The sequence below is a fragment of the Bacillus sp. ISL-46 genome (assembly GCF_018613205.1).
The window spans coordinates 15,473-28,916 of the sequence record NZ_JAGGQR010000047.1 but is presented as its reverse complement, the minus strand read 5'-3'; the positions used below and the strand labels follow the sequence as shown (position 1 = coordinate 28,916).

Sequence of the window (13,444 nt, the reverse complement as noted above, 5' to 3'; positions counted from 1 at the left end):
TCTAAATATTTCTTTCTAAATACTGTGAGTGCTAAACAACAAGATGTTCATTTAATGTTTGCTGTAACGTTGCTTTTGTCTCTGTATAACTGTGAAGATCAATTCCTAAATTAACCATTCTTCTTACAAGATCAGGGCGTAATCCAGTAATGATTGATTTAGCGCCCATTAACGTTACGCCAATCAATACTTTTTGAAAATTAGAAATCGTACCTTCGTCCATGTCCGATATTCCCGAAAGGTCAATAATCAATGTCAGTATCCTTAACCTTGATATATCCGTTAATACTTTTTCTTCAATAATATCCATTCGATAAGAATCAAGCGTACCAATCAACGGCAGTACAGCTACAGTTGTGCTAACTGGTATGATTGGAACCGAGAGATGTTCAACTAATTTCCTTTGAGAAAGAATTAATTCATCTTTATACTGTGAATAACTAATGAAAAAGGTGTTTAGAAATTCATCAATCCCATCATTAACCTTATGTTCCAATTCGAAAAAATCTTCAACATAATTACCATTCTCATTTAATCGATCATAAAGTTTTATGAAATGCCATAAGGCACGTCTTATGGCGTGTACCCATTCTAGTTTGAACGCCAGAGTTAAAGAATGTTTCGCCCAAGCTACTCCTTCTTCTTTAGCAAAAGTAATGAGTTCATCTGTTCTATTTTCTACAACGTAAAGAACTAGCTTTTGAGCATTTTTCAAAAGATCAATATTTCCAGCGGTTAAAATTTTCTCAATATTAGAGGCAACATTGACAGCCTCGGATAAAAGTTTTTTCTGAAAATCTTCATTGTTGTTGATAAGATATTCCGAAATATTTCTTGTGTCATAAAAGGTATTCAAAGTTAGTTCCTCCTTTATATAAATAAATTATATGGCAAAGCTTCATAGTTTAACTGATGAGGTGTTATCCACTGTTAAACTGCCTCGTTAACGGTGTATGATGCTGATTCTTTAAATTTTCCTCCATGATGTTAATATCATTTTTAAAATACTCGGTGATGACCTCTTTTTCTCCAAATAAAAATAGCTGATCTCCTTCATGGATTTTTTCGTTGTAGATGTTTCTTCTAATCTTCAATTCACCTCTTTTGATGAATAGGGCAACAAACTCTAACTGATCATGCTCGTTTATTATTTGATTTATCGTTTTGAAAGCGAGAGAAGAGTCTTTATAGACATGCAGATTTAGTAGATAATCTTCTTTGTCTGTTAAAAATACGTCCCGGATGGGCAAATCACCAAGCTCAATATTCTGTTTCATTTTTTTATGAAATAATTTCGATAATAATTTCTGGATGCATGCCAGCTTTAATACCCCAAAGACTAGCAGGACACCACCTGCTACAAATAAAATGTCATTCATTCTAAGATCGTCCGAAAGGAAATTGCTTATCGATGAAATAATCACTGCAAGGGAGAAGGCCCCAAACAGAATCAGGAAAGTGGCAAGTTTTCTTCGAATGGGGTGACCTAAAATAAGCTCGGATTCTCCTGTAGTAAAGCCAGTGCCTGTCATCAAAGATATGACCTGAAATCTTGAAATCTCCAATTTGAGCCCTGTTAACCGAAATAAAACCACGTAAATTTCGATAACGGCTGTAATGATGATGAAGTAGATGAGTAAAAAAAATAAATTCATTTTACCACCTCAAATGGTCAAAAAATTAGCTGGGGCAGTAACGTGCCCCAACCGCTTATCACTGCATTTTCTCATTAAAAAATTGAACCGAATACATAGCCCCTTCGCTGACCATATTATTATCTTCTAGATCATGTGGATGCGGGTGTCCTCCTTTTTCAATCGGGAGTGTTTCACTTTTATCAAAAGGAGAAGGTTTAATTTTACGTTTCCAGTCTCTAAGGACACTCTCTGCTTTTACTCTGTTCGGTTTAGAAGATAACCACATCGCTGCAGATGCCCCCATTCCAACCACAACCATTGTAGGCAAAACTCGTTTCATATCAAGACCTCCTTTAGATTTTAACAATCTCTTAAAATAGGACTTCATTTCAACTAAGTTCTATTAATCCTTTCATACCCTTTTCCCTACATTTAAAACCTATTTTTTATGTTTCATTTTTTTAAAATTAGGGGATTTAATTAGGAAAACTTTAACCAAAAGGAGATCCTATGGAGAAAATTATCGGACCGAACAAATGGAAGTGGTATCAATTTGACAAAAATGACAGTGAACGAATAGAACCTATTATTGAAAATGTTAACTGCGGGAGCACCGGATGGCTGGAACAGCTTCAGGAACATAAAACAAACTTCTTACGGATAAAAACACTAGATAATGGAAATAAGGTTGTGACTGGCTCACTTATTTATCAGCAAAATTTTGAAGAGGAACTAGATTATAAAATCTTTCATTTTTATGTAAGTACGGATCAGTTGATTACAGTTGATCTTATGCTGTCTTCCTTTAAACATATCCATACGGAGGACCTCCTCAGGCTAATTGATCGAACAGAAAACCCAGTTGATGGCTTTTTAATTTTTTTGGGAGAACTTATGAATGAAATGTTATATGAGATAGATCAATTTGAAGATGCGTTAAAAACACTAATCTGGAGTGTCCGGAAACGAAATGAAACGAGTATTCTTGAAAAAATCTATACGCAAAGGCATGAATTATTAGTCTGGAAGAATCTATTAATCCCGATAAAAGAGTTAAAAATGGGGATAGAGGAGATCAATCTAAATGAGGTAAGCACGGGGGATATTTTTAACACTACGTGTAAACGGATTGAACGGGCGGTTGAATTGCTCAATGAATATGAACATGAACTTGATTCAATCATTAATTTGGAGGAAGTCATCTCATCCCATCGTGGAAATGAAATTATGAAAACCTTAACGGTCATCACAACGATCTTTACCCCGGTCATGGCGTTTGGGTCATTATGGGGGATGAATTTCAAGCATATGCCGGAACTAGAATGGAAGTTCGGCTATATGATGTCCGTCATTCTAATTGGAGTCTCAACCATCCTACTTTATGGATTTTTGAAATATAATGGCTGGACAGGTGACCTATTAAGAGGGAAAAAGAAAGGCTCGTTTTTTAAATAATAGGCTATGTTAAAGCATATTGTTGATTTTGACACCCTGTTGATTGGAGTGGAAGGCGCGAAGACTCCTGCGGGAGGACGGGGCAGGGGAGACCCCACAGGCGCTTAGCGCCGAGGAGGCTCCCCGGACCGCCCGCGGAAAGCGAAGCGCCTGGAGCGGAAATCAACAGCCCAGTTTAACAAATTCAAATAATAGAATGAATGCCTTGATAAAAAAGGATTTCGATAGATGATAGATAGTTCAGAAGTAACAAATCTATCAAAAAAAGTTTAGATTCCAACAAAGGGTGGTACAACATAATTAAGGTTACAAGTTAACCTGAAGTAAAATTTAAAAAATTAAAAGGAGGAAAATCAAATGGCAAAGAATACTAGTGAGACAATCAGTAGGGAAGAAGCAGGCCGTAAAGATGATACTACTTTTAAGAAACCCGAACAAGATGCATATCAGGAATTTGAAAATCCGCAAAGTGACGAATCCAATTCTAGGCAGTTTAATGAAGAGATGAGGCATCCAGATAGAGAGGGCGATTCTAGGAATTTAAATCAAGAGATAAGACAGCCAGGTGACGATCTAAATTCCAAGAATTACAGGCAAGAACCTTATCAAGAGACTGAGAAAAAGGGTAAGAACGCCAATTCTAACAATCAGGAATAGAAATCAAATCTATAAGTCGGCTTAACTTGAAAGGAACTATAAAAATATAATTGAATGATACTGGATATGACGAGTGAATGATCACTCGTCATATTCACGTTTTATCTTCGACTTGTGCAGGCCTTGTTTCTTTCATGTGATTGTCCAAACAAAAGTAACGGCCTCCTGTAGAGGACCGTTACTAGGATGTTGCTGCTATTGGAGCGGATCAGGAATCAGATTTTCTTCTTCCAGCTGCTGAGTACCGGTTTTCATATTACTCATTTCCTTGCCGAGCTTTTTTACTTCGTCTAAATCCTGTGCCATAGTGCCATTATTGTTTTTTTCGACTGATTTGGTTGAGGCACCATATTTTTTTTCAACTGGCTGGGATGCGGACCCATGTTCCTTAAACTGTTGTTGCATTGTCTCTTTATCCATTGTGTTTCCTCCCTTTTGAAAAAATTAGTTTACAACGATTCCATTTCCCTGAAGATATAGTTCTACCCTGTATGTACCCCTTTTTTTTCGTTTAAAACATGGAAGATATTAGGGCAAAAAGTCTATGCCATTTTCTTCATTTTTTAGCCTGCATAAATTGGTATAATTCTAGATAACAAATAATTTCTTCGAACTTCGAAGATATATTTAGGTGGTAAATGAATGGAAAAAGCAAATCAAATAGTAGAATATGTTCAAATGAACCGGGAGCAAATTTTAAAAGAGTGGTCGGAAAAACTAATTCTTATGGATGAACAAAGAGCAGCTAATGTGATATCAGAGAAAGTTTATATCAATATTTGTAATGATTATATAAATTTACTAATTAATAGTTCTACCAATCATCAGAAAAATAGTGAAAGCAAGATCAGTGAATTTACTCAAAAAATAGTTCAACTCGGCTGGGCATTAGGTTTTATTATGGACTGTTTAAGTGAATTTGGAAAAATTGTTTTCTTTCCGATGGCAGATAAGACTTCAGAAAAGGAACAAGTTGAATTTATTTTGGATTATGACAAATGGATTAGTCCGATCAACGTTGCAGTGTTTAATCAGTATGCTGAAACTTGGCAGCGAACGGTCTCCTTACAAAAAATTGCGCTTCAAGAGCTATCTGCACCGCTTATCCCGATTTTTGATAATATTACGATCATGCCGTTAGTTGGAACCATTGACACAGAAAGAGCAAAGTCGATTATGGAAAATTTATTACAAGGGGTTGTTAAGCATCACGCACAAGTTGTCTTAATTGATATCACAGGAGTTCCTGTCGTAGACACGATGGTGGCCCACCATATTATTCAGGCATCCGAAGCCGTAAGATTAGTAGGAGCAAAATGTTTAATCGTTGGGATTCGTCCAGAGATTGCACAAACAATCGTTAATTTAGGAATTAATTTAACTCAAGTCATGACAAAAAATAGCTTACAAAAAGGAATTGAGGCTGCCTTGGAAATGACGAATCGAAAGGTCATATCAACGGAGGAATAATAATGGTCGCTAGAATACCTATACTAAAGTTATATAACTGCCTGCTTATTTCTATTCAGTGGGAACTTGATGATCAAACGGCAATACAATTTCAAGAAGATTTGCTTCATAAAATCCATGAAACAGGATCGGATGGTGTAGTCATCGATTTAACGTCTATCGATGTGATTGATTCATTTATTGCAAAAGTATTAGGCGATGTTATTAGTATGTCCAAATTGATGGGGGCAAAAGTAGTTTTAACGGGCATCCAACCAGCTGTAGCCATTACATTAGTTGAACTAGGAATCCATCTTCAAGAGGTGCTTACAGCACTAGATTTAGAAAAGGGGTTAGAAACACTACAACGGGAGTTGGGGGAGAAAGCATGGAGAACGAATCCTATGTGAAAATTTTTACCGAATGGGATATCGTTGCAGCTAGGCAACTAGGAAGAAATATTGCCAAGGAGCTTGAATTTGGTACAGTTGACCAAGCAAGAATCACGACAGCGATTTCTGAGCTTGCACGTAATATTTATTTATATGCAGGGCAAGGTGAAATACGGATTGAACGCATAAATGGACGTGATAAACGTGGTATAAAGGTGATCGCTGCTGATAATGGACCAGGAATTCAGGATATTAGAAAAGTGATGGAAGATGGATATTCTACATCAGGTGGGTTAGGAGCGGGATTACCGGGGGTTAAGCGCTTAATGGATGAATTTGATATTACCTCTTCACTAGAGGAAGGTACGATTATTAAGACGGTAAAATGGACTCGTTAGGAGGATGCTTGCTATGGAAATTTTCAAATCAAGGTATCGGCATTTGCTTCGCAGTTATCTGAAAGAATCATCCGAAAAAGCTTTGTACCAAGCACAACTATTTAGTAGAAAATCGATTTTACAGCAAATTTCTCCTGAGGAAATTGTCAGTTTACATAGTGAAGCGTTGAAAGAAATTTTTCCGGATATTCAAAAAGAGGTCTTATTGTCCTTTGATTTTCTTTTAGAGGTGATGATGGACTATGGCTTAGCCTACCAGGAACATCAAAGCATGCGGGATCAACAGCTTGAAATTAAATCCGAAATTGAAATTGCGGCAAGCATTCAAGAAAATTTACTAGAAACATCCATTCCGCAAATGGACGATTTAGATATTGGCGCGACAAGTGTTCCTGCCAAACAAATGAATGGGGATTTTTATCACTTTATTCAGGAGGGGCAGAGTATTCATATAGCCGTTGCAGATGTAATTGGTAAAGGAATACCTGCAGCCATTTGTATGTCGATGATCAAGTATGCAATCGATAGTTTACCAGAGTCTAGGAAAAGTCCTCACTTTGTTTTAGAAAGTATAAATAGAGTCGTAGAAGATAATCTGGATGAAGGTATGTTTATTACCATGTTCTATGGGATGTACGATACAGTTAATCATTCCTTTACCTATGGAGCAGCAGGGCATGAACAAGGATTCTATTATCATTCCGTTACGAATTCATTTGAGGATCTCGTGACAAAAGGTCTAGTATTAGGCGTGGACCAGAACTTTACATATGAGCAGTATCAAAAACAAGTGGAACCCGGGGATATGATTGTCTTATTATCGGATGGAGTGACGGAAGCAAGAACAGAAGATGGTTTTATCGAACGTTCGGTGATAACTGACTTAATTCAAAAATATAAGCAATTAACCGCCCAAGAAATGGTGGAACAAATTTATCGTGAGTTGGAAAAGATGCAGAACTTTGAAATGAATGATGATTTTACGCTAATTATTTTTCGAAGAAATGTTTAATCTTCCATTGGTGCGGGTAAGTACATAAAAATAGATTAAATTCCTGAGGTGATAATGAATGGATTTAAAAGTTGATAAACGCCAAAATAATAGAAAGACATTCGTTTTTGTTGCAGGAGAAATAGATGCATACACTGCACCAAAGCTACGAGAGGAATTATTACCACTCGCTGAAGAGCAAAACCAATCACTGATCGTCAGTTTAAAAGATGTGTCATATATTGATAGTACTGGGCTAGGTGTATTTATTGGTTTATTCAAACTAATAATGAAAAATGATGGTGAATTAAAGCTCGTGGACTTGTCAGATCGCTTGGAACGACTCTTTCAAATTACAGGTTTAAGCAACATCATTGATATTTCTACGAACTAGAGAGGTGGGGTACGATGAAACAATTAGTTGACTACATTGAAGTGAAAATGCCTGCTAAGCCTGAATATGTAGGGGTAATCAGATTAACGTTATCAGGAATTGCCAGCAGAATGGGATACGCATACGAGGAGATTGAAGATTTAAAGATTGCCGTCAGTGAAGCATGTACGAATGCCGTTCAACATGCTTACAAAGATAACGCCGGCGGAGAAACAATTGTTGGATTTGGAATTTATGAAAATAAACTAGAAATTATGATCGCTGATAACGGAGAGAGTTTTAATTTTGAACAGACAAGGGACAAACTAGGCCCATATTCCGCCTCAAGTGCAACCGACCAACTGGTGGAGGGAGGGTTGGGTCTATATTTGATGGAAACGCTCATGGATGAAGTCCATGTATTTGATCATTCCGGAGTCACGGTCTTCATGGTTAAGTATTTAGGTGGGGAGCGTGTAAATCATGACACAACCATTTCAAACTATGAAGAGAACTAAGGAAGAAATCAACGCCCTAATCAAGGACTTTCAGCTAAATGAGAGTAAGTCCGCTCAAGAAATATTAGTAGACCACTATACTCCGCTAGTCGGAAGCCTTGTGATGAAATATTCAAAAGGCGGCACTTTTCATGAGGATCTCATGCAAATAGGAATAGTCGGGCTATTAGGTGCGATACGAAGATATGATCCGGAACTTGGATCATCCTTTGAAACATTTTTAATACCGACCGTTATTGGAGAAATCAAACGATACTTAAGGGATAAAACATGGGGAGTCCATGTCCCGAGACGGGTAAAGGAATTATGGACGAAAATAAAGACAGTTGTCGATGAACTGACCAATCAACATCAAAGGTCACCAAAGATCCATGAAATTGCCGAGCATTTGGACGTTTCGGAAGAAGAAGTATTAGAAGCGATGGAAATGGGTAAAAGTTATCAAGCTGTATCTGTAGATCGTTCGATTGAAACGGGCTCAGATGGCAGCACGGTCACAATTCTCGACACCATCGGATCTCATGATGATGGTTTCAAAAAAGTCGACCAAAGGCTCTTGCTTGAGAGTGTTTTGCATGTTCTATCAGAACGAGAAATAGAGATTCTCCGTTATACATTTATCGCTAATAAGAGTCAGAAAGAAACAGGAGAGTCTTTGGGGATTTCTCAGATGCATGTATCTCGTCTTCAAAAAAAGGCGATTCAAAAATTACGACAGGCGCTAAACAAAGAGGATGCCAATACAGGAGTAACAAATGCTTGAACTTGAATCAAATCAATATATTCAAACCTTAGTGTATCAGATTCAAAAGGAAGGTAATGTATGTAACGGTGATAGTTTTTTTATTAAGACAACGGATGATTACTTCATTTGTGCCGTTGCGGACGGTTTGGGAAGCGGGATATACGCACATGCCTCGTCTAACGCGATTCGGGAAGTGGTAGAACAATACCATTATGAAAAGGTCGATGTATTAATCGATTATTGTAATAAAGTCCTTAAGGATAAAAGAGGTGCAACCGTATCTCTTTTTAAGGTAGACTTTTTACGTAAAAAAATTACTTATAGCTCCGTAGGAAACATTCGCTTTGTTCTTTATTCGCCCTCAGGTCAATTTTTCAACCCAGTCCCTGTCTATGGATATTTATCTGGAAAGCCGCAAAAATATGGAATTGAAACGTTTACGTATGAAAAAGATGCAAAGTTTATTATTCATACGGACGGGATTTATATTCCCGCCATTAAACATTTATTATCAAGTATTCGATCCATTGAAGAGATGTCGAATCATTTAAAAATGTATACGAAGACACGGAATGATGACTTAACCTATATTATCGGTCAACTCTTGTAACCTACTATTATAAGCGTAACAAAACACGTATCCAACCGTTTTTGGATACGTGTTTTGTTTTGTCCGTTCAACAGTGCCAATGAGAGGGAAAAAAGGCAGGGACGGTCACTGTAGGAGTTCACAGTGCCCGTGAGAGAGAAAAAAGGGTGTCAGCTGTAAAGCTGACACCCTTTCACAATACATTTATTCTGCCAGATAGGCTTCGAGCATCCATCTGTGCTTTTCTAAGGAAGTGCGAATCGCAATGAACAGATCAGCCGTAGGTTGATCATCGTTGTCCTCGGCCAAGGTGATTCCCTCTGTAAGCTCGGTGCAGATGGTGTTAAAATCATCAGCCAGTGTCTGAATCATTCCCTCGGCATTTTCGTCGCCCGCGGCTTCCTTGATGGAAGAGATCTGTAATTGCTCCTTTAGTGTCGCCGTTGGTAATTTTCCTAGTGAAAGCATTCTTTCAGCGATGGTATCAAGATGGAGCGCCGACTCCTTATACAATTCTTCAAATTTAGGATGCAGGGTGAAGAAATTTTCACCTTTTACATACCAGTGGTAGTGGTGCAGCTTCATATAAAGAACTGAGAAATTAGCTACCTGTGTGTTGAGAGTCTCTGTTACTAAACTATTTTTTTCTTTTACTTTTGCCATTTTCATTACCTCCGTTTAGTGGAATAGTGTTGATATCTATTCCATACCCCGGACTACATCATTTGAAACCATATAAAAAATTTTTCCAAGAAAGTTTATCGAAAGGCGTGTGCCTGTTCCCTCGTTTGGGGGGGCGGGCATCTTTTTTTTAGGAGCAGGATTAATCTCCGTATAAATCGGGTATTACCCCATAAGGGTATCTAGATAAAATTATGGGGGAGAACAACGTTATGAAAAAACGGAGAATGGAATTTGTTTTTGTCATTATGATGATTGCTCTAGCATATTTGGTGTTTTTTACAGACGTTCCTTTCCTGCCGAAAATGATATCAATGGCATTCTACAGCGTAATTATCTTGATTACAGTGTTTTCCTTGATGCTGGAAAATCGGACGGCGCAAAACACGCTTTTGTGGATACATATATTGGTGTTTTTACCAGTTTTGGGATATATCATCTATGTCTATTCGGGTCAATTATTTTTAAAAGGCTACCTTTTTAAAAGTAAGCGCATCAAGGATCGTGAAGTGTTTGAAACAATTAGTAGGAAAAAGCAGAAAGTCGAGTTTTCGCAGCTTAATCATCACCAGCATCATTTCGCTCACTATCTGGATCGGGCGACCTTCACACCAACGAATACCAACACGAAGACAAACATATTAAAAAATGGCGAGGAAACTTTCCGAGAAATGAAAAGTGCGCTTAAGAAAGCAAACGACTTTATCCATATGGAATATTATATCTTCCGAGATGACCAATTAGGCAGTGAGATCATCGATATCTTAATCGAGAAAGTGCAGGAAGGAGTAGAAGTCCGTCTTATGTACGACGCGATGGGAAGTATCACACTATCAGGTGCCGCTATTAAAAAAATGAAGGAGGCCGGAATCATGGTACATCCTTTTTTGCCCATAAAAAGCGGCCTTTATAATCAAAAGTTTAACTTCCGGAATCATCGAAAAATCGTTGTCATTGACGGGAAGGTAGGATTTGTCGGCGGACTGAACATTGGGGTTGAATATCTTGGTGAAGACGAGGAAATTGGATTTTGGTGTGATACACATGTCGTCCTGGAAGGGGAAGCAGTCCAAACATTGCATGCCGTTTTTTTATTAGATTGGAGGTATGTTAGTGGGGAAATGCTGGTAATGGACGACCGCTATATGAAACCCATACCTGCCGCTGGGGATGGAATGGTTCATGTCGTCGCAACCGGTCCCGAAACCGAACGGATGAGTGATCATTATTATGCGTTGATCTCATGTGCAACAAAATCGATTTGGATTGCGTCACCGTACTTTGTACCCAATCAAGCAATTCGAACAGCACTAAGGATTGCTGCCAAAAAAGGGATTCAAATACGAATCATGGTGCCTGACACCAATGACGGTTTTCTCACCCAATATGCTTCACGGTCGTATTTACCTGAACTTCTGCGTTCTGGAATTGAAATTTATGCGTACCAAAAAGGGTTCCTCCATAAAAAAATAATGATTGTTGATGGGGACCTTGCCACAATTGGAACAGCCAATATGGATATGCGCAGTTTTCGTCTCAACTTTGAAGTGAATTTATTTTTAATAGGCACAGATTCCATCCAAGACCTAGTGGCCCATTATGAGGAAGACCTAGAGGATTGCCTGAGAATTCGCCCAGTGGAATTTTACAAAAGAGGATTTACTGAAAAGGCAAAAGAGTCATTTGCTCGTCTATTTTCGGGAATTTTATAAAATTTCTAATATAGAAGGAAAAAAGGGGGATACAAACATGAAACGAAATCATACGATGATGCAATTTTTTGAATGGAATGTAGATCCAGATGGTACGCATTGGAACCGCCTGAAGGAGTTGGCTCCCAAACTGAAAAGGAAAGGAATCGATTCGGTTTGGATTCCACCGGTAACAAAGGGTCACTGCGCCGTCCTCATTTCTAATCAGGACGAGGGCGAAAAGAGAATGTTCGTCGGTGAAGCGCGGGCTGGAGAAGTATGGGTCGACCTAACAGGAACAAGAGACGAGCATATTTTAATTGAAGAAGATGGCTTTGCAACATTCCTGGTTAACGGTGGCAGTGTCTCGGTGTGGGCTCAACCTGAACAAGACGAGGAATAGTTGCTATTTTAAAATAAGAATCAAAAAGGAAAGCACCTTGGATTTCAAGGTGCTTTCCTCTTTTGCTATACATTTTATCTTAAGCAGTATGTCTCATGCTTTTTAAAATAAAGCCTACGATTAATGTTAGAATTATCGCTCCTATGATGGCTGGAATAAGATAAAAACCGCCCACTTCAGGTCCCCAATCCCCTAATAGGAACGATCCAAGAAAAGCACCAATAAATCCGGCGATGATATTTCCAATCACACCTCCAGGTAAATCACGTCCAATGACAAGACCCCCTAACCACCCGATGATTCCTCCGATAATTAAAGACCAAATAAATCCCATGAAAATTCATCCCTTTCAAATTTTAATGTGTATCTACTAAGGTAAGTACCCGTTATTTTAATGGACAAACCTTTTTTGATAAAAAAGTCTATCCGCTATAGTTTTAGAATTTCGCGTTAATGGGTATGTACCCATTAAGAAAAGAAAGGGAGGGAAAAACATGTTATCAGAGAAAGATTTGCTTTTTTTAAAAGATAAATTAATCAAAATCAAAAATGAAACAATCGAAATGTTAGAGTCCAACCCGCCATTAACGTTTGAAGATTTTGGGGAGTTAACCAGCTATGACAACCACTTTGCTGATACCGCCACTGAATTAGAGGAAAGAGAAAAACAAACGCTGTTAATTGAAAATGCAAAAAGCCGCCTCGAAGAAGTGAATGAGGCGTTAGAACGGATCACTAATGGAACCTATGGAGTTTGTGTCGAAACAGGTGAGGATATCCCTTATGACAGACTTGAAGCCCTTCCTTATGCGAAACGAACTGTGGAAGCGCAAGAAAAACTGGAGTACGAGACAATCCCAATTCGTCAGGGAGATCAGTCATTTTCCACTCCGAAGGAAGATGAAAGAGGAGATAAACGCATTCAAACAGTGGATGAGCTCCAGTACCTGCACGGCAATTCATCGTCTTAACTGACGGGAAAGTAGTTAGGGAGAACAGTTAATCTTCACAAAAAAGGTTTCAACTTTTTAAAAAGGGTTATATATCAAATAGAACAACAAGATGCATTTCAACTTACTTACAAAATCAAGATGGTCACACATTAAAAATTGAGGAGGAAGTTAAAATGACACAGGTAAAAATAGTAGAAAATGGGCTTCAAGCAAAAAAGGAAATTGAACAATTTTTAAATCAAGGGTTCGAAAAAGATGAGGTCTACTTATTGGCCCACGGCAAAGATCGTTCAGAAGATTTGTCAGATGCACTGGATACCAATGAGATAGGGGTAAACGAACAAGGCGTCTTTGATTCAATTGCAAATGTTTTTCGCTCACGCGGGGACGAACTACGCTCTAAAATGGAATCCTTAGGATTAACCAACACAGAAGCACAACAATTTGAAAAAGAATTGGACAGGGGACGCGTATTGGTGGTCGCTGCAAAATAAAAGGAACACAGTTTTACT

19 protein-coding genes and 1 pseudogene are annotated in these 13,444 nt (G+C 38.2%); 14 read left to right on the top strand and 6 right to left on the bottom strand.

Annotation, left to right across the window (positions count from 1 at the left end):
* Positions 1-31: 31 nt before the first annotated feature.
* The 3 genes from J7E67_RS22040 to J7E67_RS22030 form a co-directional block, all read right to left on the bottom strand.
* The gene (locus J7E67_RS22040; protein ID WP_214732850.1) at positions 32-856 is read right to left on the bottom strand and encodes an STAS domain-containing protein; all 825 of its coding nucleotides are present in this window, start codon (positions 854-856) and stop codon (positions 32-34) included.
* Positions 857-920: 64 nt separating this feature from the next.
* Positions 921-1,655 carry a hypothetical protein gene (locus J7E67_RS22035; protein WP_214732849.1) on the bottom strand — a complete coding sequence of 245 codons (735 nt, stop codon included), beginning with the start codon at positions 1,653-1,655 and terminating at the stop codon, positions 921-923.
* A gap of 58 nt (positions 1,656-1,713) precedes the next feature.
* Complete coding sequence (locus J7E67_RS22030) at positions 1,714-1,977, bottom strand: hypothetical protein (RefSeq protein WP_214732848.1); 264 nt, start codon at positions 1,975-1,977, stop codon at positions 1,714-1,716.
* Between the two features lie 170 nt (positions 1,978-2,147).
* On the opposite strand from J7E67_RS22030, the gene J7E67_RS22025 reads away from it, so the two are divergent.
* Entirely contained in the window at positions 2,148-3,092 is a 945-nt protein-coding gene (locus tag J7E67_RS22025) for a magnesium transporter CorA family protein (protein ID WP_214732847.1), read from the top strand.
* Between the two features lie 357 nt (positions 3,093-3,449).
* Complete coding sequence (locus J7E67_RS22020) at positions 3,450-3,749, top strand: hypothetical protein (protein WP_214732846.1); 300 nt, start codon at positions 3,450-3,452, stop codon at positions 3,747-3,749.
* Positions 3,750-3,944: 195 nt separating this feature from the next.
* On the opposite strand, the gene J7E67_RS22015 is transcribed toward J7E67_RS22020, so the two are convergent.
* Positions 3,945-4,169 carry a hypothetical protein gene (locus tag J7E67_RS22015; RefSeq protein WP_214732864.1) on the bottom strand — a complete coding sequence of 75 codons (225 nt, stop codon included), beginning with the start codon at positions 4,167-4,169 and terminating at the stop codon, positions 3,945-3,947.
* Positions 4,170-4,391: 222 nt separating this feature from the next.
* Here J7E67_RS22015 and J7E67_RS22010 point away from each other — a divergent pair, with 222 nt between their 5' ends.
* The 8 genes from J7E67_RS22010 to J7E67_RS21975 are packed head-to-tail and all read left to right on the top strand — an operon-like array spanning position 4,392 to position 9,225.
* Entirely contained in the window at positions 4,392-5,219 is an 828-nt protein-coding gene (locus J7E67_RS22010) for an STAS domain-containing protein (protein ID WP_214732845.1), read from the top strand.
* Between the two features lie 2 nt (positions 5,220-5,221).
* On the top strand, positions 5,222-5,608 hold the full coding sequence (locus tag J7E67_RS22005; protein ID WP_251026923.1) for an STAS domain-containing protein: 387 nt from the start codon (positions 5,222-5,224) through the stop codon (positions 5,606-5,608).
* Positions 5,587-5,988 carry an anti-sigma regulatory factor gene (locus J7E67_RS22000; protein ID WP_214732844.1) on the top strand — a complete coding sequence of 134 codons (402 nt, stop codon included), beginning with the start codon at positions 5,587-5,589 and terminating at the stop codon, positions 5,986-5,988. Before J7E67_RS22005 ends, J7E67_RS22000 begins: the two co-directional genes overlap by 22 nt.
* A gap of 13 nt (positions 5,989-6,001) precedes the next feature.
* A complete protein-coding gene (locus J7E67_RS21995; protein ID WP_374223936.1) occupies positions 6,002-7,000 on the top strand; it encodes a PP2C family protein-serine/threonine phosphatase in 999 nt (332 codons plus the stop codon).
* Positions 7,001-7,058: 58 nt separating this feature from the next.
* Complete coding sequence (locus J7E67_RS21990; protein ID WP_214732842.1) at positions 7,059-7,373, top strand: anti-sigma factor antagonist; 315 nt, start codon at positions 7,059-7,061, stop codon at positions 7,371-7,373.
* Positions 7,374-7,387: 14 nt separating this feature from the next.
* Complete coding sequence (gene rsbW / locus J7E67_RS21985) at positions 7,388-7,870, top strand: anti-sigma B factor RsbW (protein ID WP_214732841.1); 483 nt, start codon at positions 7,388-7,390, stop codon at positions 7,868-7,870.
* Entirely contained in the window at positions 7,836-8,633 is a 798-nt protein-coding gene (gene sigB / locus J7E67_RS21980) for an RNA polymerase sigma factor SigB (protein ID WP_214732840.1), read from the top strand. Before rsbW ends, sigB begins: the two co-directional genes overlap by 35 nt.
* Positions 8,626-9,225 carry a PP2C family serine/threonine-protein phosphatase gene (locus J7E67_RS21975; RefSeq protein ID WP_214712046.1) on the top strand — a complete coding sequence of 200 codons (600 nt, stop codon included), beginning with the start codon at positions 8,626-8,628 and terminating at the stop codon, positions 9,223-9,225. Before sigB ends, J7E67_RS21975 begins: the two co-directional genes overlap by 8 nt.
* Positions 9,226-9,408: 183 nt before the next feature.
* On the opposite strand, the gene J7E67_RS21970 is transcribed toward J7E67_RS21975, so the two are convergent.
* Entirely contained in the window at positions 9,409-9,867 is a 459-nt protein-coding gene (locus tag J7E67_RS21970; protein WP_214712047.1) for a Dps family protein, read from the bottom strand.
* A 230-nt stretch (positions 9,868-10,097) separates the two neighbouring features.
* Here J7E67_RS21970 and cls point away from each other — a divergent pair, with 230 nt between their 5' ends.
* Together cls and J7E67_RS32355 are read left to right on the top strand one after the other, a co-directional pair.
* Positions 10,098-11,597 (top strand): cardiolipin synthase, encoded by a 1,500-nt coding sequence (gene cls, locus J7E67_RS21965; RefSeq protein ID WP_214732839.1) that lies wholly within the window; start codon positions 10,098-10,100, stop codon positions 11,595-11,597.
* A 37-nt stretch (positions 11,598-11,634) separates the two neighbouring features.
* Positions 11,635-11,814: pseudogene (locus tag J7E67_RS32355) on the top strand (alpha-amylase); the annotation flags it as partial.
* Between the two features lie 244 nt (positions 11,815-12,058).
* Here J7E67_RS32355 and J7E67_RS21955 read toward each other — a convergent pair.
* On the bottom strand, positions 12,059-12,313 hold the full coding sequence (locus J7E67_RS21955) for a GlsB/YeaQ/YmgE family stress response membrane protein (RefSeq protein WP_214712049.1): 255 nt from the start codon (positions 12,311-12,313) through the stop codon (positions 12,059-12,061).
* 160 nt (positions 12,314-12,473) lie between these two features.
* Here J7E67_RS21955 and J7E67_RS21950 point away from each other — a divergent pair, with 160 nt between their 5' ends.
* The gene (locus J7E67_RS21950; RefSeq protein ID WP_214732838.1) at positions 12,474-12,950 is read left to right on the top strand and encodes a TraR/DksA C4-type zinc finger protein; all 477 of its coding nucleotides are present in this window, start codon (positions 12,474-12,476) and stop codon (positions 12,948-12,950) included.
* 155 nt (positions 12,951-13,105) lie between these two features.
* A complete protein-coding gene (locus J7E67_RS21945; RefSeq protein ID WP_214732837.1) occupies positions 13,106-13,426 on the top strand; it encodes a YflT domain-containing protein in 321 nt (106 codons plus the stop codon).
* The last annotated feature ends 18 nt before the right edge of the window (positions 13,427-13,444 follow it).

What these genes read in the sequence shown, in the direction of transcription:
- J7E67_RS22035 (WP_214732849.1), bottom strand. Translation starts at nt 1,655, where the DNA reads ATGAATTTATTTTTTTTACTCATCTACTTCATCATCATTACAGCCGTT.
- J7E67_RS22030 (WP_214732848.1), bottom strand. Translation starts at nt 1,977, where the DNA reads ATGAAACGAGTTTTGCCTACAATGGTTGTGGTTGGAATGGGGGCATCT.
- J7E67_RS22025 (WP_214732847.1), top strand. Translation starts at nt 2,148, where the DNA reads ATGGAGAAAATTATCGGACCGAACAAATGGAAGTGGTATCAATTTGAC.
- J7E67_RS22020 (WP_214732846.1), top strand. Translation starts at nt 3,450, where the DNA reads ATGGCAAAGAATACTAGTGAGACAATCAGTAGGGAAGAAGCAGGCCGT.
- J7E67_RS22015 (WP_214732864.1), bottom strand. Translation starts at nt 4,169, where the DNA reads ATGGATAAAGAGACAATGCAACAACAGTTTAAGGAACATGGGTCCGCA.
- J7E67_RS22010 (WP_214732845.1), top strand. Translation starts at nt 4,392, where the DNA reads ATGGAAAAAGCAAATCAAATAGTAGAATATGTTCAAATGAACCGGGAG.
- J7E67_RS22005 (WP_251026923.1), top strand. Translation starts at nt 5,222, where the DNA reads ATGGTCGCTAGAATACCTATACTAAAGTTATATAACTGCCTGCTTATT.
- J7E67_RS22000 (WP_214732844.1), top strand. Translation starts at nt 5,587, where the DNA reads ATGGAGAACGAATCCTATGTGAAAATTTTTACCGAATGGGATATCGTT.
- J7E67_RS21995 (WP_374223936.1), top strand. Translation starts at nt 6,002, where the DNA reads ATGGAAATTTTCAAATCAAGGTATCGGCATTTGCTTCGCAGTTATCTG.
- J7E67_RS21990 (WP_214732842.1), top strand. Translation starts at nt 7,059, where the DNA reads ATGGATTTAAAAGTTGATAAACGCCAAAATAATAGAAAGACATTCGTT.
- rsbW (WP_214732841.1), top strand. Translation starts at nt 7,388, where the DNA reads ATGAAACAATTAGTTGACTACATTGAAGTGAAAATGCCTGCTAAGCCT.
- sigB (WP_214732840.1), top strand. Translation starts at nt 7,836, where the DNA reads ATGACACAACCATTTCAAACTATGAAGAGAACTAAGGAAGAAATCAAC.
- J7E67_RS21975 (WP_214712046.1), top strand. Translation starts at nt 8,626, where the DNA reads ATGCTTGAACTTGAATCAAATCAATATATTCAAACCTTAGTGTATCAG.
- J7E67_RS21970 (WP_214712047.1), bottom strand. Translation starts at nt 9,867, where the DNA reads ATGGCAAAAGTAAAAGAAAAAAATAGTTTAGTAACAGAGACTCTCAAC.
- cls (WP_214732839.1), top strand. Translation starts at nt 10,098, where the DNA reads ATGAAAAAACGGAGAATGGAATTTGTTTTTGTCATTATGATGATTGCT.
- J7E67_RS21955 (WP_214712049.1), bottom strand. Translation starts at nt 12,313, where the DNA reads ATGGGATTTATTTGGTCTTTAATTATCGGAGGAATCATCGGGTGGTTA.
- J7E67_RS21950 (WP_214732838.1), top strand. Translation starts at nt 12,474, where the DNA reads ATGTTATCAGAGAAAGATTTGCTTTTTTTAAAAGATAAATTAATCAAA.
- J7E67_RS21945 (WP_214732837.1), top strand. Translation starts at nt 13,106, where the DNA reads ATGACACAGGTAAAAATAGTAGAAAATGGGCTTCAAGCAAAAAAGGAA.